This is a genomic window from Noviherbaspirillum saxi (assembly GCF_003591035.1).
GTDB classification, from domain to species: Bacteria; Pseudomonadota; Gammaproteobacteria; order Burkholderiales; family Burkholderiaceae_D; genus Noviherbaspirillum; species Noviherbaspirillum saxi.
In genome coordinates this window covers 540,472-565,810 of sequence record NZ_QYUO01000002.1, presented here as the reverse complement: position 1 = coordinate 565,810, position 25,339 = coordinate 540,472, and the positions used below count along the sequence as shown (strand labels likewise).

Sequence of the window (25,339 nt, the reverse complement as noted above, 5' to 3'; positions counted from 1 at the left end):
GCCATGGCTTCCATCACGATTAAAACCGAAGACGATATCAAAGGCATGCGCGTTGCCGGCCGACTGGCCGCTGAAGTGCTTGATTACATTGCACCACATGTCAAGCCCGGCATCACGACCGGCGAACTTGACCGGCTTTGCCATGAGTACATGACAAATGTGCAAGGGACAATTCCGGCACCGCTGAATTATTGCCCGCCTGGCTACACGCCTTACCCGAAAGCGATTTGCACTTCGGTCAATGATGTCGTGTGCCACGGAATTCCCGGAGACAAGGCCTTGAAGAATGGCGATGTCGTCAATATCGACATCACTGTGATCAAGGATGGCTATCATGGCGACACCAGCCGCATGTTCTTTGTGGGCGAGCCTTCGATCCTGGCGAAACGTCTGACCGACATCACGTATGAATGCATGTGGCTTGGCATTTCCAAGATCAAGCCGGGTGCACATCTGGGCGATATCGGGTATGTAATCCAGCAACATGCAGAGAAAGCCGGCTATAGCGTCGTACGCGAATTTTGCGGACACGGTATCGGCAAGGTCTTTCATGAAGAACCGCAGGTATTGCATTACGGCCGTCCCGGCACGCTGGAGAAACTAGTTGCCGGGATGATCTTTACCGTGGAACCGATGATCAATGCCGGCAAGCGCGACATCCGAGAAATGGGCGACGGCTGGACAATCAAGACCAAGGACCGCAGCCTGTCGGCACAATGGGAACATACCGTGCTGGTGACAGAAACCGGCTATGAAGTGTTGACCGTGTCGCCGGGCATGCCCTTGCCTCCCGCGTTCATCCAACAATCCGCCGACTCCAGTCCCGTTACAGCCTGACAATGGTATCGCTTGCATTGACGCTCAAGGAGCAGTTGAAAAAAGAGCGTCAGACGGTCATCACCGCATTCCAGTCCGATGGCAAGCCTGAGCAGCTGTTGACTCGCCTGCGCCAGAACGTCGATGCGGCACTGATTCACGCCTGGGAAAGCATAGGACTGCCGGCAAGCGCGGCACTCGTCGCGGTCGGCGGTTACGGCCGCGGCGAACTGTTCCCGCATTCCGACGTGGATGTATTGATTCTGCTGGATGCGGCCGCCGACGAGGCGCTTCGCTCCAAGCTGGAAGAACTGGTCCAATTGTTCTGGGATATCGGACTGGAAATCGGTCACAGCATTCGCACCGTCGATGAATGCCTGACCGAATCGGCCGCCGACATCACGGTACAGACCAGCCTGCTGGAAGCACGCCTGATTACCGGCAACCGCAAGCTGTTCCAGTTCCTGCGCGAACGCTGCAACGCCGCCATCAATCCGCAAGCCTTCTTCCAGGCGAAAACGCTGGAGATGCGGCAGCGCCATGTGAAGTACGAAGATACGCCGTACAGCCTCGAACCGAATTGCAAGGAAAGCCCGGGCGGCTTGCGCGACCTGCAGGTCATCCTGTGGGTTGCAAAAGCAGCGGGCCTGGGCGACTCCTGGCGCAAGCTCGCTGAGCGCGGCCTGATCACAGCCACCGAGGCGCGTCAATTGACGCAGAAGGAACGCGCGTTCAAGGATATCCGTATCCGGCTGCATATCCACACCGGCCGCCGCGAAGACCGGCTGGTCTTCGATGTGCAGACACCGATTGCGGAAAGCTTCGGTTTCCAGACCACCGAAACGCGCCGCGCAAGCGAATATCTGATGCAGCATTACTATTGGGCAGCCAAGGCGGTCACTCAGCTCAATACCATCCTGTTGCAGAACATCGAGGCGCAGCTGTTCCCCGTGCCGGGATCGCCGCAGCCTATCAATGAACGGTTCAACGAAGTCAATGGCCTGATCGACATTGCGCACGACGATACGTTCGAAGCGACGCCGTCCGCCATGCTGGAAGTGTTCCTGCTGCTGGCCCAGCACTCGGAACTACAGGGCATGACTGCGCGCACGCTGCGCGCCCTCTGGCATGCGCGGTTCCGTATCGACAGCCGTTTCCGCCGCGACCCGGCGAACCGTGCACTGTTCCTGCAGATCATCCAGGCGCCGAAAGGCATCACGCATGCCTTGCGCGGCATGAACCAGACCAGCATTCTTGGTCGCTATCTACCCAATTTCCGCCGCATCATCGGACAGATGCAGCACGACCTTTTCCATGTCTATACGGTCGACCAGCACATCCTGATGGTGGTGCGCAATGTGCGTCGCTTCACGATGTCGGAGCATGCACACGAATATCCGTTCTGCAGTCAGCTGATGGCGAATTTTTCCAAGCCGTGGCTGCTGTATATCGCCGCGCTGTTTCACGATATCGCGAAGGGCCGCGGCGGCGATCACTCGCACCTCGGCATGGCCGATGCGCGCAAGTTCTGCCGAGATCATGAAATGTCGAAGGAAGAAACCGAACTGGTGGTATTTCTGGTCGAGCATCACCTGTCGATGTCACAGGTCGCCCAGAAACAGGACTTGTCCGATCCGGACGTGATCCGTGCGTTTGCCAATGTGGTCAGGGATGAGCGGCATCTGACGGCACTGTATCTGCTGACCGTCGCCGATATTCGCGGCACCAGCCCGAAGGTTTGGAATGCATGGAAAGGCAAGCTGCTCGAAGACCTGTACCGGATAACCTTACGCGTGCTGGGCGGTGAAGATCCGTCCACCGATCACGAACTCAAGAACCGCCAGGATGCGGCGCTCAAGACCTTGCGGTTGTACGGCTTGCCGGAAAACGCCCATCAGCTGCTGTGGCAGCAACTCGATGTCGCCTATTTCCTGCGCCATGAAGCGGCCGACATCGCCTGGCAGACGCGTTCGCTGTACAACAAGACCGACAGTCCTTCGCCCGTCGTCAAATGCCGGCTGGCCCCGATAGGCGAAGGTGTACAAGTTGCGGTCTATGTGAAAGACCAGCCCGACCTGTTCGCCCGCATCTGCAGTTACTTCGATCGCAAGAATTTCAGCATCCTGGATGCGAAGATCCACACGACGCGCAACGGCTATGCGCTTGATACCTTTCTGGTCATCGAGCCGGCATTTGCCAACAGCTATCGCGACATCATCAGCCTGGTCGAACACGAATTGACCCGCCTGCTGGAGTCGCAAGGCGAATTGCCGCCGCCGACAGTGGGCCGCTTGTCGCGCCTGTCGCGGACTTTTCCGATCACACCCACCGTCGATCTGCGTCCGGACGAACGCGGTCAGTATTATCTGCTCTCGGTCTCGGCCAACGATCGCACCGGCTTGTTGTACTCGATTGCCAATGTGCTGGCGAAATATCGGGTGAACCTGCATACCGCCAAGATCATGACACTGGGCGAACGCGTGGAAGACGTATTCCTGGTGGACGGTCCGACGCTCAACAATGCCCGTAGCCAGATCCAGCTTGAAACCGACTTGCTGGACGCGCTGCGGATCTGATCCAATTTTTATAGTGATTTTCCATGACTGAACCTGTCCGCCTGTCCAAACGCATGTCCGAACTCGGCTTATGCTCGCGCCGCGAAGCCGACGAATGGATAGAACGCGGCTGGGTACGCGTCGACGGCAAGATCGTGTCCGAACTGGGTAGCAAGGTGCTGCCGCATCAGCGCATCACCGTCGAACGTCAGGCCAGTGCCGAACAGGCGCGTCGCGTCACCGTGCTGATCAACAAACCGATGGGATATGTAAGCGGCCAGGCCGAAGATGGCTACAAGCCGGCGGTTACCTTGATCAATGCCGAAACACGCTGGAAAGAAGACAAGACACCCACGCAATTCCATCCGAGCCAGTTGCGCAGCCTGGTCCCGGCCGGAAGGTTGGACATCGATTCGGTCGGCTTGCTGGTGTTGACACAAGATGGCCGCATTGCCAAGCAATTGATCGGCGAAGACACCTCGATTGAGAAGGAATACCTGGTGCGCGTGCAATACAGCAAGCCGGGACGTCTGCCGGACGCCGATCTCAAACTGCTGAACCATGGCCTATCACTCGACGGTAAAAAACTGCTGCCGGCCAAGGTAAGGTGGCAGAACGAGGATCAACTCAGCTTCATTCTGCGCGAAGGGAAAAAACGCCAGATCCGCCGCATGTGCGAAGCGGTCGGGCTGCGAGTGATCGGACTCAAGCGGGTACGTATCGGCAAGGTGACGCTCGGCGATCTGCCGACCGGGCAATGGCGCTATCTGCGCCCCGATGAAAAATTCTAGGCAGGTCCACTCAAACCAACCTCAATTTTTCCACCCGCCGTCCTTGTCGCCTGACAAAATTTCGGCGTCGCGTGCAAACATGGCTTCCAGCTCTTCGCGCGCCTGCGCCGCCATCGAAATCATCTGGTCCTGATCCTTGTAGATGGGATACACGTTTTGCAGCGTCTTCAGGTTATGCGCGCGAAACTTCATTGCGGCCTGGCGCGCCTGGTAGGCGCCAAAGCCCAGTTGCTGCAGCGCCCGCCGGCCAAGCAGCAAGGCCGCTTCAAAGGTTTCCCTTTCGATGACCGTGACACCGCGATCCATCAGGTCATAGTAGTGCGTGACATTGCGCGCACGCGCGAGGATTGGCAGATGCGGAAATTCCTTCTTCACCGCATCGACCAATGCAATGCTGTCGTCGACGCTGTCGAGCGCGATGATCAATGCCTTCGCTTTTGCCGCTCCAGCGGAGCGCAACAGCTCGATGCGCGTGGCATCGCCATAATAGACCTTCAGTCCAAAGCGACGCAGCAGTTCTATCTGGTCCGGGTCATGATCAAGAACGGTCACGCCTATCCTGTTGGCATGCAACAGGCGGCCGATGATTTGTCCAAATCGGCCAAAGCCGGCAATGATGACCGGCTGCGCCTCGCCGTCGATGGCATCATCGGGACGTGTGCGGGACGCTGCGTAGCGCGGTGCAATGACCTTGTCGTGGAACACCAGCAGCAATGGCGTCGCCACCATGGATAAGGCGACCACCACCATCAGCAGCGACGCCACCTCGTCGGAAAACACCTTGGCAGCGGTCGCGGCGCCAAAGATCACAAACGCAAATTCACCGCCTTGGGACAATAGGATGGCGAAGAAATACTGCTGTCCCGGCAGAATGGAAAACTGCTTGCTGAGGCCATACAGGATGACCGATTTGATCGCGAGAAAACCCGCAACCCATCCGAGCACCTTCCATGGCTGGTCAAGCAAGACGCCGAAATCGATCGACATCCCGACTGCGATGAAAAACAGTCCCAGAAGCAAACCCTTGAACGGTTCGAGGTCGGTTTCCAGCGCATGCCGGTATTCGGAATCGGCCAGCAGCACGCCGGCGAGGAAAGTGCCCAGCGCCATCGACATGCCGACCGACTGCATCAGCAAACCGATCGCGATCACCAGCAACAAGGCGAATGCGGTAAACACTTCGCGTATACCTGCCTTGGCGATCAGGCGAAACAGCGGACGCATCAGATAACGCCCGGCCAGCACGAGACCACCGATGACTGCACAGACTTTGAGCGCAGTCATCCAGCCATTGCCCTCGGTCGCCGCGGCGCCGCCCAGCATCGGCACGATCGCGATCATCGGGATGGCAGCGATATCCTGAAACAGCAATATGGCAAAAGCTGCCGAACCCGCGCCGGTCGTCATCAAGTGACGCTCCTCAAGGGTAGCCAGCGCGATGGCGGTAGAGGACAAAGACAATCCCAGCGCGGCAATCAGCGCCGTCTTCCAGTCAATGCCGAAGGCCAGGCCGGCACCGAACAGCGCAAGTGTAACGAGCGTGACCTGGGCCCCGCCCCAGCCAAAAATCGAGCGGCGCAACGCCCACAGGCGTCGCGGTTCCAGTTCCAGCCCGATCAGGAACAACAGCAGGACCACACCGAATTCGGAAAAGTGAAGAATGTCTTCGACCCCGCTGATCAGCCGCAAACCCCAAGGTCCGATGGCAACGCCGGCCATCAGATAGCCCAGGACCGCGCCAAGTCCGAAACGCTTGGCAAGCGGAACGGTGATCACCGCCGCCGCCAGATAGATCAGCGCATTGACCAGGATGCTATTGCTCATGAGGATTTCCCGGTTGCAGTTCGGGCGCGATGGGATCGCGATCCGATGGCGCGACACATTCCTTCGACCAGGCCGGATAGCTCAGCAGGCGTTCACGGTAAAGTTGCGCTTGCGGCGCCATCTCGGCATCGCTAGCCCGTCTTGATCCATGCACGATCAGCGGCGGCAACCAGCGCAGGCCGCACAATTGCGCGGTCTGCTCGTAAGGCGGAAGAAAGTCGCTGAAATTGCGGCGATGATAGCCGTCCGGCTGATAGGCGGCAGCAGGGCCGCCGGTCGTCGCCACCAGCCACAGGTCTTTGCCTTGCAGCGCATGGCCGTCATGGCCATATGCCCAGCCGTGTTCGAACACCACATCGATCCATTCCTTGAGCAGCGCAGGCATGCTGTACCACTGGACAGGATGCTGGAACACGATCAGCTCGCTCTGCTCCAGCATACGCTGTTCATGTGCGACATCGATATGGAAATCCGGGTACATCTCGTACAGGTCATGCACCTGTACATGAGGTATATCCTCCACATGCTCGCGCAGGCGGCGGTTCACACGTGAGTTGCCGTGCGCAGGGTGGGCATAGAGAATGAGAATCCTGGGTGTCGACGTCATGTTCGGGCGAATGAAGGGCTTACGGGCAACACACGGTTTTCCGCGCGCGGTTCGCCGTGTCGATGACGACAATGGTAAGTCTTTTTCCTCAGTCGTCGCCTGGATCAAGTTCGGGGAACAGAATATCGACGAAGCCGAACTTCGAAAAGTCCTTGATCCGCATTGGATACAGCATGCCGATCAGGTGGTCGCATTCATGCTGGACCACGCGTGCATGAAAACCCTCGACATCGCGGCTGATCGGCTTGCCATCCTGGTCGACGCCTTCGTAATGCAGGCGCAGCCAGCGCGGCACCATGCCGCGCAATCCCGGCACCGAAAGACAGCCTTCCCAGCCGTCTTCGATTTCCTGCGACAAGGGCGTAATGACCGGATTGATCAGCACGGTTTCCGGCACCGGCGGCGCTTCGGGATAGCGCACATTCTGCTTGAAGCCAAAGATCACCACTTGCAGGTTGACGCCGATTTGCGGCGCCGCCAGCCCTGCCCCATTGGCTGCACGCATGGTATCGAACATGTCGTCGATCAGCCTGAGGAGCTCGGGCGTACCGAAGTCGGTCACGGGTTCGGCCTGGCGCAACAGGCGCGGGTCGCCCATCTTCAGGATGTCACGTATCGCCATGTCAGTCTTTCGTCATTGCGTCGTCCGGCGGTTGCTGGCCAAGTAAATCAAGCAATTCCGGTTCGTCGAGGATGGCTACGCCAAGTTCCTGCGCTTTTGTCAGCTTGCTGCCCGCTTCCTCACCGGCAACCACATAGCTGGTTTTCTTCGATACCGAACCGGCGACCTTGCCGCCGGCCGCCTCGATGCGCGCGGCGGCTTCATCACGTGTCAGATTCGGAAGCGTTCCCGTCAGTACAAAGGTTTTTCCGGCGAAAGGCTTGGGTGCTTCCACCATCGGTTCGCTTTCCGGCCAGTGGAGGCCGGCCGCACGCAATTGTTCGATCAATTCCGTATTGAGCGGATCGGACAAAAAGCTGACGATCGAACGTGCGACGACTGGACCGATATCCGCTACTTCCAGCAGCTGCTCTTCCGACGCGCCCAGCAAGGCGTCCAGGTTGCCAAAGTGCCGCGCCAACTCCTTCGCGGTGGCCTCGCCGACATGGCGGATCCCAAGTGCGTAGATGAACCGGGCGAGCGTCGTCGATTTTGACTTCTCCAGCGCTTTCAATACGTTTTGTGCGGACTTCTCGGCCATGCGGTCGAGTTCGGACAGCGCGGTCAGTCCGAGCTTGTACAGGTCTGCCGCGGTCGTGATGATGTGGCGGTCGACCAACTGCTCCACCAGTTGCTCGCCCAAGCCTTCGATATCCAGTGCGCGCCGCGACACGAAATGCAGCAAACCGCCCTTGCGCTGCGCCGGGCATTTGATCCAGCCGCCGGAACAACGCGCTATCGCTTCATCCTCAGGCCGTACGATAGCCGATCCACATACCGGGCAACTCGCCGGCATTACAAAACGGCGCACGTGATCGGGCCGCAGTTCGGGGACGTAAGCGACCACTTCGGGAATTACGTCGCCGGCACGCCGCACGATGACTGAATCGCCGATCTGGATATCCTTGCGATTGACTTCATCTTCGTTGTGCAGGGTGGCATTGGTCACCGTCACGCCACCGACGAATACCGGCACCAGACGGGCGACCGGTGTAATGGCGCCGGTGCGCCCCACCTGCACGCCGATATCCTGCACCACCGTCATCGCTTCCTCGGCCGGAAACTTGTGCGCAATGGCGAATCTCGGCGCGCGCGAAACGAATCCCAGCTTTTGCTGCTGCTCCAGCCGGTCCACCTTGTATACCACGCCGTCGATGTCGTAGGCCAGGCCACGACGCTTGTCGCCTATCGCATGGAAAAATTCAAGCAAGCCCTGGGCACCATGGACCACTGCGCGCTCACGGCACACCGGCAAGCCCATAGACGCATACCAGTCCAGCAAGGCGGAGTGCGAGGCCGGCATGGAGGCTCCTTCGAGCACCCCGATACCATAGGCAAAGAAACGCAGCGTGCGCTGGGCGGTGATCTTTGAATCGAGTTGCCGCAAGCTGCCTGCGGCAGCATTGCGCGGATTGACGAACTCTTTTTGCCCGGCCTCGCGCTGCCGCTCGTTCAGCCGAGCAAAGTCAGCCTTGAACATCAGGACTTCGCCGCGCACTTCCAGTACGGCGGGCGGCGTGTCGGTGTGAAGGCGCAGCGGAACCGCGCGCACGGTACGGATATTGGCGGTCACGTTTTCACCGGTTGCGCCATCGCCACGCGTGGCGGCTTGAACCAGATATCCGTTTTCATAGCGCACGCTGATCGCCAGACCGTCGAACTTGAGCTCGGTGGAATAGGTAATGTCGTCGCCGTTTTGCAAACCCTCATGCACACGGCGGTCGAAGGACACGACATCTTCCTCCCCGAACGCGTTGTTCAGGGACAGCATCGGCAACGCATGCCTGGCCGGTTCGAATTGCGGCAATGGCTTGCCGCCAACGCGTTGGGTCGGGGAATCGGAGGTGACGAGATCGGGATGCGCCAACTCCAGCTCAACCAGTTCGCGGAACATCCTGTCGTATTCCGCGTCCGGAATGCTGGGATTATCAAGCACGTAATACGCATGACTGTGCCGGTTCAATTCCGACTTCAGCCATGCCGCACGTTCCTGCCAGTGATCGGCTTCAGGCCCGCTGGTGGGTGTGGCAGCGGCCGGCGCTCCAAAAATGTCCGCTTGCATCGTCAACTGAACAAACGCGTTGCACGGACTGAACCTGCCGGAATGTTCGACTCTTCCATCTGGGTATAGAACGCAGTGACTTGATCTGCGATTTCGGTTAACGCAGCGTCGGTCAATGGCTGGTTGCCGTCATCCACCACGACGCCATCGAGACGTGCGGCAAGCATGCGAGCGCAGGCGGTCATTGCACCGAAACCGTCGTGCGCGGGAGCGACCCTGGGCACGTCCAGCAGCAGGGTCAGGCGCGAAGTCGTTTCCACAGCGAGGCTGACATTGGTGGAGAGAGAAAACAGTATCCCGCCATCGCCGTCCGGCATGACCAGACGCCCATCGGGGCGCAAATCGAAACCTTGGCGCTCGAGTGCGGTCAGCAGCGTATTGATCGCCCAAGGCTCACCCTTAGCTTGCACATTCACGCTGAGTTGCGCGTCGTACTCGGCGACGAACTGATGCAGCGATCGCGCGCTGGCCATCACGGCTCCCATGTCCGGCACATCCAGTTCAGCATCGATGTCGTCGGCGATCTGGCGCAGGCGCGTGATCAGTTCGGAATACTCGATTTCGTTCAGTGCGCTGCTGCGATTGGCCAGTTGCACGCCGGCAAACAGACCGTAATACAGATTGCCATGAGCCACCGACTCCCAATTGCCGTCTTCACGCTGACCGATGAAATGCACAGGCTTGTTGCCGACATGACGCAAGGTTTGCAGTGTGGGCAGAATTTTTTCGCCGCGCACCGGCGCTTCCAGTTCCAGCGCAATTGCGCAATCGATCAATTCATCGACCGGCAACTCTTTTTGCGGCGCACGGACAGGTACATCAACGGCTGTTGCCGCTGGCGGGGAATCTGTCCCCACGTCAACATCCGCTTGCGCGGCGGCCGTCGGTCCTTGCATCAGACTAGGCTCCTGCCTCTGCGCAGGTTCAGTGTCGCCATTCGCTCCCGGATGCATCAGCACGTCGTCGTGCTCCGAAGCGAAGGCGCGTTGGACCGTCTTCTTTGCCTTGTATTCCTGCCATTTGTTATAGCTGATAACGCCAACGACGATAGTGCCGCCGATCGCCATCAGACTTGCTTGAAGGTCGGTCATGCGTATGTGCCCTTGTTAGGTGTGGGGCGGACGCGCAGCAGGAGGGAATCACTGTCACGGCGTCGCGGAAAATCTGATCGAATCATTTTCGAAATTTACAAAGTTGAAAGCCACCCCGGCCGCGAACTGGAAATCAGGGTAGTGGCCGGCAATAAAGTTGTCAAGGCAGACATATCTTGCTAAAGAGCATCGTTTTTCATGCTTTCCGGAAAAAATGTGCGTATGGAATTGATCATTGCCGAATGCACGGGTTCAGTCCGTTGAGCCGCGTCAATACTCGAAAGGGGCTCGAAATAAAAAATAACAACTATTCCAAAACGTAATTATTGCAGTAGTCGGATAGCAGCCACGGCACGTTTCAGCAGATCGCGATCCGAAACGAGAAAGCATACCAAGATCCTATCGATAATGGAGAAACGCATGAACGTTGATCATGGAGCAAGCACGTTGTCTCGCCCATTCCGCGGCCGGACGGAGCAGACCAAACCGAGGGAAACCAGCTTTCGAGGAGCAACAATGAACACTCATTCCGCCAAATCGAACATCGCCATGTCCGGCTCTAAAGAATTCAAACTGCAGCACTTGGCCATGCTGTCGCTAAGCCCGGTGCTGCGCTCCATTCAACATTGGTGGCTGCAGCGCGCCGAGCGGCATTTCCTGATCTGCGCCGATGTCGAACAGCAGCGCGCGAAAGAAGCGCAGATGAATGTCGCCTATTACCAGAAGCGCGCCGCGCTGGCACGTTCGGCACGTATCTAATACCAGTCCGGAGCTTGAAGGAAGCGACTTCTCCATGCTTCCTTCAACCAGTGCTCTCCGCGACCGTCCTGCCTTTAGCTTCCTTACGCTGCTTCCGCTTCGCTCGCAAAGTTCGTAGCCGACTCCATATCGACCGCCACGATGCGCGATACGCCCTGTTCCTGCATGGTGACGCCGATCAGCTGCTGCGCCATTTCCATTGCAATCTTGTTATGCGAAATGAAGAGGAACTGGGTTTGCGACGACATGCGCTTGACCATATTGCAGAACCGCTCGGTATTGGCATCGTCCAGCGGCGCGTCCACCTCGTCGAGCAGGCAGAACGGCGCGGGATTGAGCTGGAACATCGAGAACACCAGCGCAGTCGCCGTCAATGCCTTTTCACCGCCGGACAACAAGTGGATCGTGGCGTTTTTCTTGCCGGGCGGCTGAGCCATTACCTGCACGCCGGAGTCGAGGATTTCCTCGCCCGTCATGATGAGTTTGGCCTGACCGCCGCCGAACAGAATCGGGAATAGTTCGCCGAAATGCTTGTTGACCTTGTCGAAGGTGTCCTGCAACAGGTCGCGGGTTTCACGGTCGATCTTGTTGATCGCATCTTCCAGCGTGGTAATCGCTTCGGTCAGGTCGGCATGCTGGGAGTCGAGGAAGTTCTTGCGTTCCGATGCCTGCGCCAGTTCATCAAGTGCCGCCAGGTTGACAGCGCCAAGCGCCGCGATGGCATTGGTCAAACGCGTCACTTCGCCCTGCAGATAAGAGGGACGCATGTCGGCGTTCAGCTTTTCGGTCAGCGCCCCTTCATCGGCCTGGGCTTCCGCCAGCTGCTGCGCATACTGTTCCTGGTTCAGGCGCGCGGCCTGTTCCTTCAACTGCAATTCCATGATGCGATCGCGTTGCGGCTGCAGGCTGCGTTCGGACTGCATGCGGGCTTCTTCCGCATGACGCAGTTTTTGCGTCAGCTGGTCGAGTTCATGGCGCGCATCGGCCAGCGCGCGCTCCTGATCCGAGCGCTTGTCGAGCAAGGATTGCAACCCGGCTTGCGCGGCCTGATCGTCCAGGCTTTCCAGTTCAAGGCTGCCTTGCTGCATGCTGGCGAATAGCTGCGCCGACTGTTCCAGCGCGGTGGAAATGCTGCGCTTGAGTTCTTCTATCTTGTTGCGATGGGCTTTTTCGGCGAATTCGGCTTCCTGCGCCGCACGTTCGACATCGCGCAAGCGCTGACGCGCATCGTTAAGCTGCTGCTCTTTTGCCAGGTAATCGGTCTGGCCGTCTTCGTGACTTTCCTGCAAGACGGCGAGTTCGATATCGAGCTGTTCGAACTTGGCTTCCGATTCGGCCTTTGCCTGTTGCTGCTCCGCTTCCTGAGCTGCAATTTCGGCCAGGTCGGTGTCGATCTGGGTGCTGCGCTGATTGAAGCGTTCCTGCACTTCCGACAGCTTCATGACATCGATCTGCAAGCCATGAACCGCCTGCGTCAAGCCGGTCACCCGCTGGCGCAATTCCTGCAGGCGTTGCGTCGCCTGCGATACCGCTGCGTCGGCGCGCACCGCGCGCGACTTCGCTTCATCGGCCAGCATTTGCTGCGCGCGCAGCTGCTTGGTGATGTTGTCGATTTCCTGCTGGCGCGCCAGCATCCCATCCTGCTCGGAATCCGATGCGTAAAAGCGTACGCTGGATTTGCCGATCACATGACCCTGTTTCGTTACGAAGCAGGCGCCGAGCGGCAGCTTGGTGCGATCGACGAATGCGGCATTGACGTCGTCGGCGACGAATACATTGCTCAGCCAGTCCTGCATCAGAGCGCGCAGTCCCGGGTCATTCAGCTGCAGCAGATTGATGAAGGGTTTCAGTCCGGCCGGCCCATCGGCGGGCGCAGCCTGTGCGGTTTCGTTGGGCGTGAACAAAGCCAGCTTGGCCGGTGGCGCATCGCTGAAGAAGGCCTTTGCCCAATCCAGGTTGGATACTTCGAGCGCGGACGTACGTTCGCGCAACACCGATTCGAGCGCGGTTTCCCAGCCTTGGTCGACATGCAGTTTTTGCCACAGCCTGGGCAGGTCGCCGAGTTCATGCTTTTTCAGCCACGGCTGTACCTTGCCTTGCGTCTGCACGTTTTCCTGCAACTGTTTCAGCGCATTCAGGCGGGCTTCAAGCTGCGCATTGTTGGCGGTCTCGGTATTGACCTGCTGCTGCGCAGTGCGGCGTTCTTCTTCGAGTTTGGGCTGCTGTTCCTGCGCGGCTTCCAGTTGCTCGCGCGCCTCTTCCAGCGTTGCCTGCTTTTCTTCGAGCTGCATGCGCAGATTGGTCAGATGTGCGCTGTCCGGCAGCGACATGCCATTCTTTTCCTGCGACAGGCGCTCGCGACGCGTCGTCAGACCGGAAAGGATATTGGAAGCATTGCGCTGATGCGTCGATTCCAGTTCGATCTGCTGCTGGATCTGCATGATCTTGCTGCGCGACTCTGTCGTCTTCAACTGCGCTTCGCGCCATGCCTGTTCCAGCCCCGGAATCAGGTCGTGCTGGTTTTGTGCCGCATGCTGCGCCTGTTCGACGCGCATGCCATGCTCTTCCAGATGCATTTCGGCTTCTGCAAGTTCTTCCTGCTGCTGCTGGCCCTGGCGCTGCCACTGGTCGCGCTGCGCGGTCAGCGAATTCAACTGGGTTTGCAGGCGGCTACGCGATTCGATCACGAACTTGATCTGCGCTTCCAGACTGCCGATCTCGGAATTGGTCTGGTACAGATTGCCCTGCGCGGTATGCATGCGGTCGCCGGCCGCATAGTGCGCCTGGCGCATGTGCTCAAGCTCGGTTTCGATATGGCGCAGCTTCGCGGTCTGCTCTTCGAGGTCGGTCTGCGCCTTTTCGATATCGCGGAAATATTTTTCCTGCTCGGTCTTTGCCTCGTTCTTGCGCAGCAGCCACAGCAGTTTCTGCTTCTCGTCCTGGTCGGCTTGCAGTTCGCGGAATTTCTGCGCGACCGCTGCCTGCGCTTCGAGCTTCTGCAGGTTGGCGTTCAGTTCGCGCAAAATGTCTTCGACGCGGGTCAGGTTTTCGCGGGTGTCCTGCAGGCGGTTTTCGGTTTCACGCCGGCGTTCCTTGTATTTCGACACACCGGCCGCTTCTTCCAGAAAGATGCGCAGATCTTCCGGACGCGCTTCGATGATGCGCGAAATCATGCCCTGACCGATGATCGCGTAGGCGCGCGGACCGAGGCCGGTACCGAGGAAGATATCCTGGATATCGCGGCGGCGCACCGCCTGGTTGTTGATGTAGTAGGTGGAGGTACCGTCGCGGGTCAGCGTGCGCTTGACCGCGATTTCCGCATACTGACTCCATTGTCCGGCGGCACGTCCATCGCTGTTGTCGAACACCAGTTCGACCGAAGCGCGGCCGGCCGGCTTGCGGCTGGTGGAGCCATTGAAAATGACGTCCTGCATCGATTCGCCGCGCAGTTCGGAAGCCTTGGACTCGCCGAGCACCCAGCGCACGGCATCCATGATATTGGATTTGCCGCAGCCGTTCGGGCCGACAACGCCAACCAACTGACCAGGAACCTGAAAATTGGTGGGGTCGACGAAGGACTTGAACCCCGATAATTTAAGAGAAGTTAGACGCACGTTGTCGACTGTTCCAGACTAGTTGAACCAGAACGGGGGCAGCCCCCGAGAAAGGGCCCTATCATATCACTTCAAGTGCGCCGGCCATGGGTTTCCATCCCATGTTGCAAGGCGCATGCGACCGCGGACGGTATAATGTCGCGCTTATTCTTTCAGCATCCCAGCACCCTTCTACCGAGCCCTCCCAAGTGAATCCGCTCTTATCCAAATTACAACCTTATCCCTTTGAAAAGCTGCGTGGCCTGTTCGCAGGCGTGCAACCCGATTCGCGGTATTCGCCGATCAGTCTTGGTATCGGCGAGCCCAAGCATCCGACCCCGGCGTTCATACAGCAAGCCTTGGCGGACAATCTTGGCGGATTGGCAAGCTATCCATCGACCACCGGCTCCGACGCATTGCGTGCGGCCATCGCCGCATGGCTGGAGCGGCGCTACGACTTGCCTGCAATCGATCCTGCAACACAGGTGCTGCCGGTGAACGGTTCGCGCGAAGCGCTGTTTGCCCTGGCGCAGGCCTTGATCGATCCGCGTCCTGATGCGCTGGTCATGTGCCCGAATCCGTTCTATCAAATTTATGAAGGGGCCGCCTATCTGGCCGGCGCGACGCCTTATTTTGTCAATTCCGATCCGGCGCGCAACTTCGCGCCGGATTACAAGAGCGTTCCCGAAGAGATATGGCCCCGCGTGCAACTGCTGTATCTATGCTCGCCTGGCAATCCGACCGGTGCGGTATTGACGCTGGAAGACTGGAAAGAGTTGTTTGCGCTGTCCGACCGCTATGGTTTTGTCATTGCCGCCGATGAATGCTATTCGGAAATCTACTTCAACGCGGTGGCACCGCTGGGTGGGCTGGAAGCCGCGCATCGCCTCGGCCGCACCGGCTACCCACGGCTGATTGCGTTTTCCAGCCTGTCGAAACGCTCGAATGTGCCGGGCATGCGCTCCGGCTTCGTTGCCGGCGACGCCGAGATACTAAAGAAATTCCTGCTGTACCGCACTTACCACGGCAGCGCGATGAGCCCGGCTATCCAGGCCGCTTCCGTCGCAGCGTGGAATGACGAACAGCATGTCGAAGACAACCGCGCGAAATACATCTCCAAGTTCAACCAGGTAACGCCGTTGTTGCAGGAAGTGCTCGATGTCGCCCTGCCCGACGCCGGCTTTTACCTCTGGGCCAAGGTGCCCAAGCTGTCCGACACGGAATTCGCGAAGCGCCTGCATGCCGAATATAATGTGACGGTATTGCCCGGCAGTTATCTTGCGCGCGACGCTCACGGCGCCAATCCGGGACAGAGCCGCATCCGCATGGCCTTGGTGGCCGAAGTGGACGAATGTCTTGAAGCGGCTCGCCGGATTGTCGAATTCACCCAGAAGTTATCCTGATCCACCACCATAAAAGTTCCCTAAATGACTCAACAACTCCAACAGATCATCGACCAGGCATGGGAAAACCGCGCCGATTTTTCGCCCAAATCCGCTCCTGCCGAAGTGCGCGACGCCGTTGCGCATGTGCTTGAACAGCTGAATCAGGGCAGCCTGCGCGTTGCGCAAAAAGACAGCGGCGAATGGGTCGTCAATCAGTGGATCAAGAAGGCCGTTCTGCTGTCCTTCCGGCTCGAAGACAATGTGCCGATGCCGGCCGGCATGGACGGCGCGAACGCGATGCAGTTCTATGACAAGGTGCCGACCAAGTTCGCCAACTACACAGCGGAAGATTTCGCCAAGGGCGGTTTCCGCGTAGTGCCGCCGGCAGTCGCACGCCGCGGCAGCTTCATCGGCAAGAACGTGGTGCTGATGCCGTCCTACGTCAACATCGGCGCCTACGTTGATGAAGGCACCATGGTCGACACCTGGGCCACCGTCGGCTCCTGCGCACAGATCGGCAAGAACGTTCACCTCTCGGGCGGCGTCGGCATTGGCGGCGTGCTGGAACCGATGCAAGCCAATCCGACCATCATCGAAGACAATTGCTTCATCGGCGCGCGTTCGGAAATCGTCGAAGGCGTGATCGTTGAAGAAAACTCCGTGATTTCGATGGGCGTCTATATCGGCCAGTCGACCAAGATCTATGACCGCGCGACCGGCGAAGTCAGCTATGGCCGCATCCCGTCCGGTTCGGTCGTAGTCTCCGGCAGCCTGCCTTCGGCAGACGGCAAGTACAGCCTGTACTGCGCAGTCATCGTCAAGCGTGTCGATGCCAAGACCCGCGCCAAGACGGGCATCAACGAATTGCTGCGCGAAGCCTGATCACGCAATCGATGGATTGCGCCTGGGACGTCATGTTGGCGCGCTCCAGGCGTACCAGGCTGCTGCCCCGCACGGCCTGAACTGCTTTGACAGGGATGGGCATATCCATTCCTGATATCCCGCATATACCGGACGCACCGGATGGAGGCCGACATGGCAATGGATAGACTGTTCCAGTTGATGAAGGATAAAAAGGCATCGGACCTGTTCCTTACCGTGAATTCGCCGATCCACATCAAGATCAACGGACATCTGCTTCCGGTCAACCAGCAAAAGATGGACAACGCGACCATCAAGACCCTGCTGGTCGAAGTCATCTCTGCTGCACAGCTGCAGGAACTGGAAACCCATAATGAACTGAACATGGGTATTCCGGTCACCGGCCTCGGCAGTTTCCGTTTGTCCGCCTTTCGGCAGCGCGGCACGATATCCGCGGTATTTCGCTTTATTCCCGGAGACATTCCACGTCTGGCCGATCTGAACGTACCGCCGGTCCTGGCCGACATCATCATGGAAAAGCGCGGTCTGATCCTGGTAGTCGGTGCGACCGGCTCCGGCAAATCGACCACGATCGCGGCGATGCTCGACCATCGCAATATTCAGAAGACCGGCCATATTCTGACGCTGGAAGACCCGATCGAATTCCTGTTCACCAACAAGAAATCCATCGTCAACCAGCGCGAGATCGGCACCGATGCGGAAAGCCTGAAGGTCGCGCTGAAGAACGCGCTGCGGCAGGCGCCGGACTGCATCCTGATCGGCGAAATCCGCGACAAAGAAACCATGGGCGCGGCGCTTGCCTATGCGCAGTCGGGTCACCTGGTGGTGGCTACGCTGCACGCGAACAACAGCTATCAGGCACTGACACGGATCATCAATTTCTATCCGCTGGAAACCCGCCCCTCGCTGCTGCCGGATCTTGCCGCAACCATCAAGGCCGTGGTCTCGCAGCGCCTGATTGTCGCCAAAGACGGCGGCCGCCGTGCAGCGGTCGAAGTCTTGCTCAATACTCGCCACGTTGCCGAACTGATCGAACAGGGCGAAATCGGGCAGGTCAAGGAAGCAATCGAAAAGAGCATGGCGCCCGGTTCCCAAACTTTCGAGCAAGCCTTGATGCAGTTGATCGAAGACGATGTGATCACGCAGGAAGAAGCGCTTGCCAATGCGGATTCGGCAACCAACCTGTACTGGCTGATCAACAACGCGCAGGGCAAGAAACCGGAGCCGGAACCCGAACCCAAGAAGGACGACGGTCCGACCTTCACGGAATTCACCCTTAACGTTTGAAACAATGGCAATCACTCTCTACGGCATTCCCAACTGCGATACCGTCAAGAAGGCGCGTACCTGGCTCGACCAGAACGGCATTCCTTACAGTTTTCACGACTTCAAGAAAGCGGGCCTGAGCGAAGATATCGTTCATGCCTGGCTTGCGCATGTGCAGTGGGATACGCTGGTTAATCGCAAGGGAACAACCTGGCGCGCGCTGGCTGACGAGCGCAAGGCCTCTGTTATCGACGCCGGCAGTGCAGTCGCGCTCATGCTCGAATCGCCTTCAGTGATCAAGCGCCCGGTGCTGGTCGACGGCAAGTCTGCGCATGTCGGCTTTTCCGATGCGCTGTATCGGCAGGTCTTTGCAACAACATGAGCAGAACCCTCGCGCTGGCAGAAGAATTGATCGGATTGTCGTCGGTAACGCCGGACGACAAGGGTTGCCAGCAGCGCGTGTTGGAATCATTGAAGCGACTCGGCTTCGAATGCGAAATCATTCAGTCCGGGAATGTCACCAACCTATGGGCACGCAAAGGTTCGGCACGCCCGCTACTGGTATTCGCAGGCCATACCGACGTCGTGCCGACCGGCCCGCTGGAACAATGGACATCGCCGCCTTTCGAGCCGACCCGGCGCGACGGCCGTCTGTTCGGCCGCGGTGCAGCCGACATGAAGACGTCGATTGCAGCAATGATCGTCGCAACGGAAGAATTCCTTGCAATGCATCCGACGCATAAGGGCTCGATCGCGTTTCTGCTGACCAGTGATGAGGAGGGCCCTGCGGTGGATGGTACGGTGGTTGTCTGCGAGAGATTAAAGGCGCGCGGCGAACAGCTCGATTACTGCATTGTCGGGGAACCCACTTCCACCGATACCCTGGGTGATGTCATCAAGAACGGCCGGCGCGGCTCGATGTCGGGACGCCTGACCATCAAAGGCGTGCAGGGACACATTGCCTATCCTCAGCTGGCAAAAAATCCCCTCCATCTCGCAGCGCCGGCTTTGGCTGAGCTGGCCACTGAAAGATGGGACGAGGGCAATGAATATTACCTGCCGACTTCCTGGCAGATGTCGAACATCCATGGCGGCACTGGCGCGATCAATGTCATTCCGGGCGAAGTGGTGGTCGATTTCAATTTTCGCTTTTCGACCGCCAGCACGATAGAAGGCTTGCAGCAGCGCGTACACGAAATCTTGAACAAATACGACTTCGGCTACGACATCAAATGGACGATCAGCGGCCGCCCGTTCCTGACGCCGCGCGGTGAATTGAGCGACGCGCTCACTCGCGCCATCAAGAGCGAAACCGGCGTGGATGCGGATTTGTCGACGACCGGCGGCACTTCCGACGGACGTTTCATTGCGCAGATCTGCAAGCAGGTGATCGAGTTCGGTCCACCGAATGCCAGTATTCACAAGATCGATGAAAACATCGAGCTGTGCTTCATCGATCCGCTCAAGAATATTTACCGGCGAACGCTGGAAAACCTGTTGCTATAGCAGGATGGGTCAATGCTGCGCGATCAAGGCGCCAACGACCAAACTCTCTACGGCAGCTTCAATTGAATTTACAAAAGACTTGTTCATGACACCAAACAATTTCACAACCATTCGCGATTTGCTGCGCTACGCGGTTACCCGCTTCAATACGGCCAATCTGTTTTTCGGCCACGGCAGCAGCAACGCCTACGACGAAGCAGCTTATCTGATCCTGCATACGCTCAAGCTGCCGCTCGACAAGCTGGAGCCTTTCCTCGATGCGCACCTGTTGCCGAATGAAACCACGACTGTGCTCCAGGTGATCGAACGCCGTACCACCGAACGCGTTCCAGCCGCCTATCTCACCAATGAAGCATGGCTTGGCCACTACCGTTTCTATGTCGACGAGCGCGTGATCGTGCCGCGCTCCTTTATTGCCGAACTGATTCCGGAACAATTCTCCCCATGGGTGGATGACGCCGAATCGATTACAGAAGTGCTCGAACTTTGCACCGGTTCCGGATGTCTGCCGATCATGCTGGCCGATGCGTTTCCGAATGCACATGTCGATACCGCGGACATTTCCAGCGACGCACTGGAAGTCGCACGGCGCAATGTCAGCGACTATCAGCTGGAAGACCGGATTTCCCTATTCGAATCGGACCTGTACAGCAATTTGCCGAAAAAGAAATACGACCTGATCGTCACCAACCCGCCCTACGTGAATGCGGGCTCGATGGACAAGCTGCCCAAAGAATATCTGCATGAGCCGCAGATCGCGCTCGCGGGCGGCACCGATGGCATGGACCTGGTGCGCAAGATCGTGGCCGGTGCAGCGGAACGCCTGACGAAAAAAGGCGTGCTGATCGTGGAGATCGGCAATGAACGCGCGTTCGCCGAGGCGGCCTTCCCCGACCTGGAACTGACCTGGCTGTCGACCAGCGCCGGCGACGACATGGTTTTCCTGTTGACCGCAGAACAATTGAAGAAGCAATGATACGTTTTCAGCATGTCAGCCTGACCAGAGGCATCAAGCCATTGCTTGAAGATGTAGACCTGACCTTGAACCCAGGGGACAAGATCGGTCTGATCGGTGCCAACGGCGCCGGCAAGTCCAGCCTGTTCGCAATGCTGCGCGGCGAACTGCATGCCGATCTCGGCGAGGTTGACTATCCCGCGAAATGGCGCATGGCCTACGTCGCGCAGGAAACGCCCGCGCTCGACAGACCGGCGATCGAATATGCCATCGACGGCGACGCCACCTTGCGCGAACTCGAAGCTGAACTAGCGCAAATCGAAACCGGTCCGGAAAGCCATGGCGACGGCACCCGCATCGGTGAACTGCATGCGGCGCTGGCCGACGCCGATGCTTATACGGTGCGCTCGCGGGCCGAGCAATTGCTGACCGGTCTGGGCTTCTCGGTCGACCAGATGCAGCAGCCGGTGGCAAGTTTTTCCGGCGGCTGGCGCATGCGTCTCAATCTGGCGCAGGCGCTGATGTGCCCTTCCGATTTGCTGCTGCTGGATGAGCCGACCAACCACCTCGATCTGGATGCAATCATCTGGCTCGAAGACTGGCTCAAGCGTTACGAAGGCACCCTGATCATCATCTCGCACGATCGCGATTTTCTGGATGGCGTGGTCAATGTGATCGTCCATATCGACGATCGCAAACTGAAGCGCTATTCGGGCAATTACTCGTCCTTCGAACGTCAGCGCGCCGCCCATATGGCGCTGACGCAAGCTGCAATCGAAAAGCAGACAAGACAGCGCGCCCACCTGCAATCCTTCATCGACCGTTTCAAGGCCAAGGCGACCAAGGCAAGGCAAGCGCAAAGTCGCATGAAGATGCTGGCAAAGATGGAAGAAGTCGCACCGCTGCGGGCAGCGGCCGAGTTTTCGTTCGAGTTTCGCGAGCCGCTCAGTGCGCCCAATCCGCTCTTGGTGATGGAAGATGTCGTCGCCGGTTACCGCATCGAGCAGGACGATGACGTCATCGACAAGCCTGTCGTTTCCAGCATCAATTTTTCCTTGCAGACCGGTCAGCGTATCGGCTTGCTCGGGGTCAATGGCGCAGGCAAATCGACGGTGGTCAAAACCATCGCAGGCGAACTCGCGCAACTTGTCGGCGACGTGCGTCTGGGTAAAGGACTGTCGATTGGCTATTTCGCGCAGCATCAGGTAGAAATGCTGCGGCATGATGAATCGCCGCTCTGGCACCTTGCGCGTATCGCACCGACGACGCGCGAACAGGAATTGCGCAACTTTCTGGGCGGCTTCAACTTCGGCGGCGAGATGGTGACCAGCAAGATCGCGCCCTTTTCCGGCGGTGAAAAGGCCAGACTGGCGCTTGCGCTGATCGTCTGGCAGCGTCCCAATCTGCTGCTGCTGGACGAACCGACCAACCACCTCGACCTTGAAACGCGCGAAGCCCTGACCATGGCACTCGCCCAGTTCGAAGGAACGTTGGTTCTGGTTTCACACGACCGCCATCTGTTGCGCGCCACCACCGACCAGTTCCTGATCGTGGCGGAGGGAAAATTGCAGCCTTTCGACGGCGACCTCGACGATTACAAGGACTGGCTGTTCAAGACCAAGCTGGGCCGCGTAGATACGCCGTTGCCCGGCCCCGGCAAAACCGCCGGCAAGCCGGAAGCAGATGCGGTTGCCTACGAATCGCGCGACGACCGTCAGGAACGGCGACGCCTGGAAGCCGAGGAACGTCAGCGCTTGTCGGCGCTGAAAAAACCACTCGAGTCGCGCATCAAAAGGCTGGATGAACAAATGGCCAAGCTCAACGCGCGCAAGACCGATGTGGATGCCCGGCTCGCCGATCCTGCGATCTATGATGACGCCAACCGGGAAGCGCTCAAAGCCTTGATACTTGACCAGGCGTATATTGGAAAAGAACTGGAGCAACTCGAAACCGAGTGGCTCGAACAGCAGGATGCGCTCGAACAGTTATCTGCGTGACGGTGCAAGCCTGCACGGATGGAGGAAATCGCATGAGTCAACCGGTCGACAAGCCTTTGCAGGGAATCCGCGTACTCGATCTGACCCGTCTGCTGCCCGGTCCGGTCGCCACCATGCACCTGGCCGACATGGGTGCGACAGTGATCAAGATCGAAGATCCCGGTATCGGCGATTATGCCCGCACGATGGGTCATGTCCGGCATCAGGTGTCGCAATTCTTCGTCGCGGTCAATCGCGGCAAGCAGGAACTGCGGCTCGACCTGAAAAGCGATAGCGATCGCGCAGCGTTCCTTGAACTGGTCGACAGCGCCGATGTCGTGGTGGAAAGTTTTCGGCCCGGTGTGATGGACAAGCTCGGAGTAGGCTGGGCAGTGCTGAAGGAACGCAATCCCCGGCTTGTCATGTGCGCGATCTCGGGCTACGGCCGGGACGGCCCTTTTGCGCAACGTGCAGGGCACGATATCAATTACATCGGCATGGCGGGCATGCTGGAACAAAATGTCGGGCCGGACGGCGTTCCCGCACTCGGCAATCTGCAGGTCGGCGACCTGCTGGGCGGGGCGCAGGCGGCAGTGCAAGGCATACTTGCTGCGCTCGTCGGCGTCAAATGCGGAGGGCCGGGAAGGTTTATCGATGTATCAATGACCGACACGGTGTTCGCTCACAACATCATGCCGCTGGTTGCCGTCAACAACTTCGGCAAGCCGGCGTTACCCGGCTGCGACCTACTGACCGGCGGCGTCCCCTGCTACAACATTTACCGCACCAGCGATGATCGCTTCATGGCCGTCGGCGCGCTGGAACTGAAGTTTTGGGAAGCATGCTGCGACGTGTTGGGCCGACCGGATCTTAAGTCGCGTCACTGGAGTCTTGGACAGGAAATTGGCGGTGACGATGCGATGTCCATCCGGGCCGAGCTGGACGCTATTTTCCTGCGCGAGACGCTCGATGTCTGGACGCAGCGCTTCGACGCGGTAGATTGCTGTGTAACGCCGATCCTGCGTGCCGACGAAGCCTTGTCCCATCCGCTTTTCCGGATACGCGGCATGGCGCAGCAACGCCAGCATCCGACCGAAGGAGAATATTGGGCGACCGGTCCGGCTATCGGTTTCCATGCTTAGGAAGGATACGGAATCAGCTATGGCGCGAACCTTTCCGGAGCTACAGACATCCCGGCTGCGCTTGCGCCGGATTACCGCGCTGGACGCGCCGGCGTTGTTTGACATCCATTCGGACCGCGAATGGATGCGCTGGTATGGGGTCGATCCCTTGACAGATGCCGCCGAGGCCCGCCATCTTGCCGAACTGTTTGCCAGCTGGTTCGATGCGGGCACCGGCTTTCGCTGGGGTCTGGAACGCTTGCAGGATCAACGGCTGATAGGAACCTGCGGACTGTTTCGCTGGAATAGAAGCTGGCGCAATTGCGTGATCGGTTATGAAATCGCGCGTGACTGCCATGGCCAGGGATTGATGCGCGAAGCGCTCGCCGCGATGCTCGACTACGGATTTACGACCATGCGCCTGCACCGGATTCAGGCTGAAACCCATCCCGACAATACAGCATCGATCGACATCGCGACCCGTATGGGATTTCGCTTTGAAGGCGTTCATCGCGAACAGGCATACTGGGACGGGCGCTTTCATGATTTGAACTGCTATTCCTTGCTGGAGCGCGATTGGCAGGCGGTTGATGTGGCAAGGTCTGCAGGGGCCAGCGCGGGATGAGCACGCCACCGACCATGAATATCATCGGCTGCGGCAAGCTGGGCATGACACTCGGGCGGCTGTGGACCACGCACCAGGTATTTGCGATACAAGCAATCATGAACAGGAGTCAGGCCAGCACGGAAAAGGCCATTGCATTCATGCAAGCAGGCGTTGCCGCATCCGATATACGCAATATGCCACCTGCGGATGCATGGCTGATTGCGACCCCGGACGATGATATTGCGTCCAGTTGCGACGCATTGGCTGCAAGCGGCAAGTTAAAACAGGGAGATATCGTCTTTCATTGCAGCGGAGCGTTGCCCTCGTCGATACTTGCAGCTGCAACCCGGGCAGGCGCCGCAATATCCAGTGTGCATCCGATCCGCAGCTTCGCAGATCCCGCGCAAGTCGCAGCAAGCTTCGGCGGCACGTTTTGCGGCATCGAGGGCGACGCCGAGGCGCTAAACGTTTTGCAAGCCGCCTTTGGTGCCATAGGCGCAAGAACAATACCCATCGATGCCAATTTCAAAACCCTGTACCATGCAGCCGCAGTATTCGCATCGAACTACTTGGTGACGGTGCTCGACGTAGCGGTGCAGGCTTACGTCAAGGCGGGGATCCCTGAAGAAGCAGCATTACAGCTCATGGAGCCGCTGGTTCGTGGCACCGTCGACAATGTGTTCCGCCTGGGGACGACCAAGGCACTTACCGGTCCGATTGCACGGGGCGACATTGCAACGGCGGTCAAGCAATATCGCGCGGTCAACACATGGGACGAGCGCCATGGCGTACTGTACAAACAATTGGGAAAATTGACGTCCGATATCGCCGCACGGCGCCGACAGAAGACTTGAGCTTAGTGCGGGATGTCTGTAAGGGATA

General features: G+C 58.6%; 20 protein-coding genes. 14 read left to right on the top strand and 6 right to left on the bottom strand.

The annotated features are described in order from the left end of the window. The first annotated feature begins 3 nt into the window (after positions 1–3). From map to D3871_RS18425, 3 genes are read left to right on the top strand one after another with little or no spacing between them, the layout of a single operon-like run. Positions 4–837, top strand: coding sequence for a type I methionyl aminopeptidase (map, locus tag D3871_RS18435; RefSeq protein WP_119770543.1), 834 nt, complete (start codon positions 4–6; stop codon positions 835–837). 2 nt (positions 838–839) lie between these two features. Continuing rightward, entirely contained in the window at positions 840–3,392 is a 2,553-nt protein-coding gene (locus D3871_RS18430) for a [protein-PII] uridylyltransferase (protein WP_119770542.1), read from the top strand. A gap of 23 nt (positions 3,393–3,415) precedes the next feature. Further along, complete coding sequence (locus tag D3871_RS18425; RefSeq protein WP_119770541.1) at positions 3,416–4,162, top strand: pseudouridine synthase; 747 nt, start codon at positions 3,416–3,418, stop codon at positions 4,160–4,162. Between the two features lie 21 nt (positions 4,163–4,183). On the opposite strand, the gene kefC is transcribed toward D3871_RS18425, so the two are convergent. The 5 genes from kefC to D3871_RS18400 form a co-directional block, all read right to left on the bottom strand. Further along, positions 4,184–5,986 carry a glutathione-regulated potassium-efflux system protein KefC gene (gene kefC / locus D3871_RS18420; RefSeq protein WP_119770540.1) on the bottom strand — a complete coding sequence of 601 codons (1,803 nt, stop codon included), beginning with the start codon at positions 5,984–5,986 and terminating at the stop codon, positions 4,184–4,186. Continuing rightward, positions 5,976–6,593, bottom strand: coding sequence for a glutathione-regulated potassium-efflux system oxidoreductase KefF (gene kefF, locus D3871_RS18415; protein ID WP_119770539.1), 618 nt, complete (start codon positions 6,591–6,593; stop codon positions 5,976–5,978). Before kefF ends, kefC begins: the two co-directional genes overlap by 11 nt. 88 nt (positions 6,594–6,681) lie before the next feature. Continuing rightward, positions 6,682–7,215 carry a peptide deformylase gene (def, locus tag D3871_RS18410; RefSeq protein WP_119770538.1) on the bottom strand — a complete coding sequence of 178 codons (534 nt, stop codon included), beginning with the start codon at positions 7,213–7,215 and terminating at the stop codon, positions 6,682–6,684. A 1-nt stretch (position 7,216) separates the two neighbouring features. Further along, positions 7,217–9,316: an NAD-dependent DNA ligase LigA gene (gene ligA / locus D3871_RS18405; RefSeq protein ID WP_119770537.1), complete on the bottom strand. Its 2,100-nt coding sequence runs from the start codon at positions 9,314–9,316 to the stop codon at positions 7,217–7,219. 2 nt (positions 9,317–9,318) lie between these two features. Further along, on the bottom strand, positions 9,319–10,407 hold the full coding sequence (locus D3871_RS18400) for a cell division protein ZipA C-terminal FtsZ-binding domain-containing protein (RefSeq protein WP_119770536.1): 1,089 nt from the start codon (positions 10,405–10,407) through the stop codon (positions 9,319–9,321). A 516-nt stretch (positions 10,408–10,923) separates the two neighbouring features. On the opposite strand from D3871_RS18400, the gene D3871_RS18395 reads away from it, so the two are divergent. Then, positions 10,924–11,166 carry a hypothetical protein gene (locus D3871_RS18395; RefSeq protein ID WP_119770535.1) on the top strand — a complete coding sequence of 81 codons (243 nt, stop codon included), beginning with the start codon at positions 10,924–10,926 and terminating at the stop codon, positions 11,164–11,166. Positions 11,167–11,249: 83 nt separating this feature from the next. Here D3871_RS18395 and smc read toward each other — a convergent pair whose 3' ends face one another. Then, on the bottom strand, positions 11,250–14,780 hold the full coding sequence (gene smc / locus D3871_RS18390; RefSeq protein WP_119770534.1) for a chromosome segregation protein SMC: 3,531 nt from the start codon (positions 14,778–14,780) through the stop codon (positions 11,250–11,252). Positions 14,781–14,968: 188 nt separating this feature from the next. Between smc and dapC the strand changes: the two genes are divergently transcribed. From dapC to D3871_RS18345, 10 genes are all read left to right on the top strand, one after another. Continuing rightward, entirely contained in the window at positions 14,969–16,162 is a 1,194-nt protein-coding gene (gene dapC / locus D3871_RS18385; protein ID WP_119771432.1) for a succinyldiaminopimelate transaminase, read from the top strand. A gap of 24 nt (positions 16,163–16,186) precedes the next feature. Continuing rightward, on the top strand, positions 16,187–17,026 hold the full coding sequence (gene dapD, locus D3871_RS18380; protein ID WP_119770533.1) for a 2,3,4,5-tetrahydropyridine-2,6-dicarboxylate N-succinyltransferase: 840 nt from the start codon (positions 16,187–16,189) through the stop codon (positions 17,024–17,026). Between the two features lie 153 nt (positions 17,027–17,179). Beyond that, complete coding sequence (locus D3871_RS18375) at positions 17,180–18,313, top strand: PilT/PilU family type 4a pilus ATPase (RefSeq protein ID WP_119770532.1); 1,134 nt, start codon at positions 17,180–17,182, stop codon at positions 18,311–18,313. A gap of 4 nt (positions 18,314–18,317) precedes the next feature. Next, the gene (locus tag D3871_RS18370; RefSeq protein ID WP_119770531.1) at positions 18,318–18,674 is read left to right on the top strand and encodes an ArsC family reductase; all 357 of its coding nucleotides are present in this window, start codon (positions 18,318–18,320) and stop codon (positions 18,672–18,674) included. Next, on the top strand, positions 18,671–19,798 hold the full coding sequence (dapE, locus tag D3871_RS18365) for a succinyl-diaminopimelate desuccinylase (RefSeq protein WP_119770530.1): 1,128 nt from the start codon (positions 18,671–18,673) through the stop codon (positions 19,796–19,798). Before D3871_RS18370 ends, dapE begins: the two co-directional genes overlap by 4 nt. A gap of 85 nt (positions 19,799–19,883) precedes the next feature. After that, positions 19,884–20,774 carry a 50S ribosomal protein L3 N(5)-glutamine methyltransferase gene (gene prmB / locus D3871_RS18360; RefSeq protein ID WP_119771431.1) on the top strand — a complete coding sequence of 297 codons (891 nt, stop codon included), beginning with the start codon at positions 19,884–19,886 and terminating at the stop codon, positions 20,772–20,774. Further along, entirely contained in the window at positions 20,771–22,750 is a 1,980-nt protein-coding gene (locus D3871_RS18355; RefSeq protein ID WP_119770529.1) for an ATP-binding cassette domain-containing protein, read from the top strand. The genes prmB and D3871_RS18355 overlap by 4 nt, the downstream gene beginning before the upstream one ends. Before the next feature lie 32 nt (positions 22,751–22,782). Further along, positions 22,783–23,871: a CaiB/BaiF CoA transferase family protein gene (locus D3871_RS30540; RefSeq protein ID WP_199724838.1), complete on the top strand. Its 1,089-nt coding sequence runs from the start codon at positions 22,783–22,785 to the stop codon at positions 23,869–23,871. Positions 23,872–23,890: 19 nt separating this feature from the next. After that, entirely contained in the window at positions 23,891–24,475 is a 585-nt protein-coding gene (locus D3871_RS30535; protein WP_199724837.1) for a GNAT family N-acetyltransferase, read from the top strand. After that, the gene (locus tag D3871_RS18345; RefSeq protein WP_119770528.1) at positions 24,472–25,311 is read left to right on the top strand and encodes a Rossmann-like and DUF2520 domain-containing protein; all 840 of its coding nucleotides are present in this window, start codon (positions 24,472–24,474) and stop codon (positions 25,309–25,311) included. The genes D3871_RS30535 and D3871_RS18345 overlap by 4 nt, the downstream gene beginning before the upstream one ends. The last annotated feature ends 28 nt before the right edge of the window (positions 25,312–25,339 follow it).

Coding starts and splice junctions, on each gene's coding strand:
- D3871_RS18370 (WP_119770531.1), top strand. CDS start 18,318: ATGGCAATCACTCTCTACGGCATTCCCAACTGCGATACCGTCAAGAAG.
- D3871_RS18345 (WP_119770528.1), top strand. CDS start 24,472: ATGAGCACGCCACCGACCATGAATATCATCGGCTGCGGCAAGCTGGGC.
- D3871_RS18375 (WP_119770532.1), top strand. CDS start 17,180: ATGGCAATGGATAGACTGTTCCAGTTGATGAAGGATAAAAAGGCATCG.
- D3871_RS18355 (WP_119770529.1), top strand. CDS start 20,771: ATGATACGTTTTCAGCATGTCAGCCTGACCAGAGGCATCAAGCCATTG.
- D3871_RS18425 (WP_119770541.1), top strand. CDS start 3,416: ATGACTGAACCTGTCCGCCTGTCCAAACGCATGTCCGAACTCGGCTTA.
- D3871_RS30535 (WP_199724837.1), top strand. CDS start 23,891: ATGGCGCGAACCTTTCCGGAGCTACAGACATCCCGGCTGCGCTTGCGC.
- ligA (WP_119770537.1), bottom strand. CDS start 9,316: ATGCAAGCGGACATTTTTGGAGCGCCGGCCGCTGCCACACCCACCAGC.
- dapD (WP_119770533.1), top strand. CDS start 16,187: ATGACTCAACAACTCCAACAGATCATCGACCAGGCATGGGAAAACCGC.
- kefC (WP_119770540.1), bottom strand. CDS start 5,986: ATGAGCAATAGCATCCTGGTCAATGCGCTGATCTATCTGGCGGCGGCG.
- D3871_RS30540 (WP_199724838.1), top strand. CDS start 22,783: ATGAGTCAACCGGTCGACAAGCCTTTGCAGGGAATCCGCGTACTCGAT.
- def (WP_119770538.1), bottom strand. CDS start 7,215: ATGGCGATACGTGACATCCTGAAGATGGGCGACCCGCGCCTGTTGCGC.
- dapE (WP_119770530.1), top strand. CDS start 18,671: ATGAGCAGAACCCTCGCGCTGGCAGAAGAATTGATCGGATTGTCGTCG.
- D3871_RS18430 (WP_119770542.1), top strand. CDS start 840: ATGGTATCGCTTGCATTGACGCTCAAGGAGCAGTTGAAAAAAGAGCGT.
- prmB (WP_119771431.1), top strand. CDS start 19,884: ATGACACCAAACAATTTCACAACCATTCGCGATTTGCTGCGCTACGCG.
- kefF (WP_119770539.1), bottom strand. CDS start 6,593: ATGACGTCGACACCCAGGATTCTCATTCTCTATGCCCACCCTGCGCAC.
- D3871_RS18395 (WP_119770535.1), top strand. CDS start 10,924: ATGAACACTCATTCCGCCAAATCGAACATCGCCATGTCCGGCTCTAAA.
- D3871_RS18400 (WP_119770536.1), bottom strand. CDS start 10,407: ATGACCGACCTTCAAGCAAGTCTGATGGCGATCGGCGGCACTATCGTC.
- map (WP_119770543.1), top strand. CDS start 4: ATGGCTTCCATCACGATTAAAACCGAAGACGATATCAAAGGCATGCGC.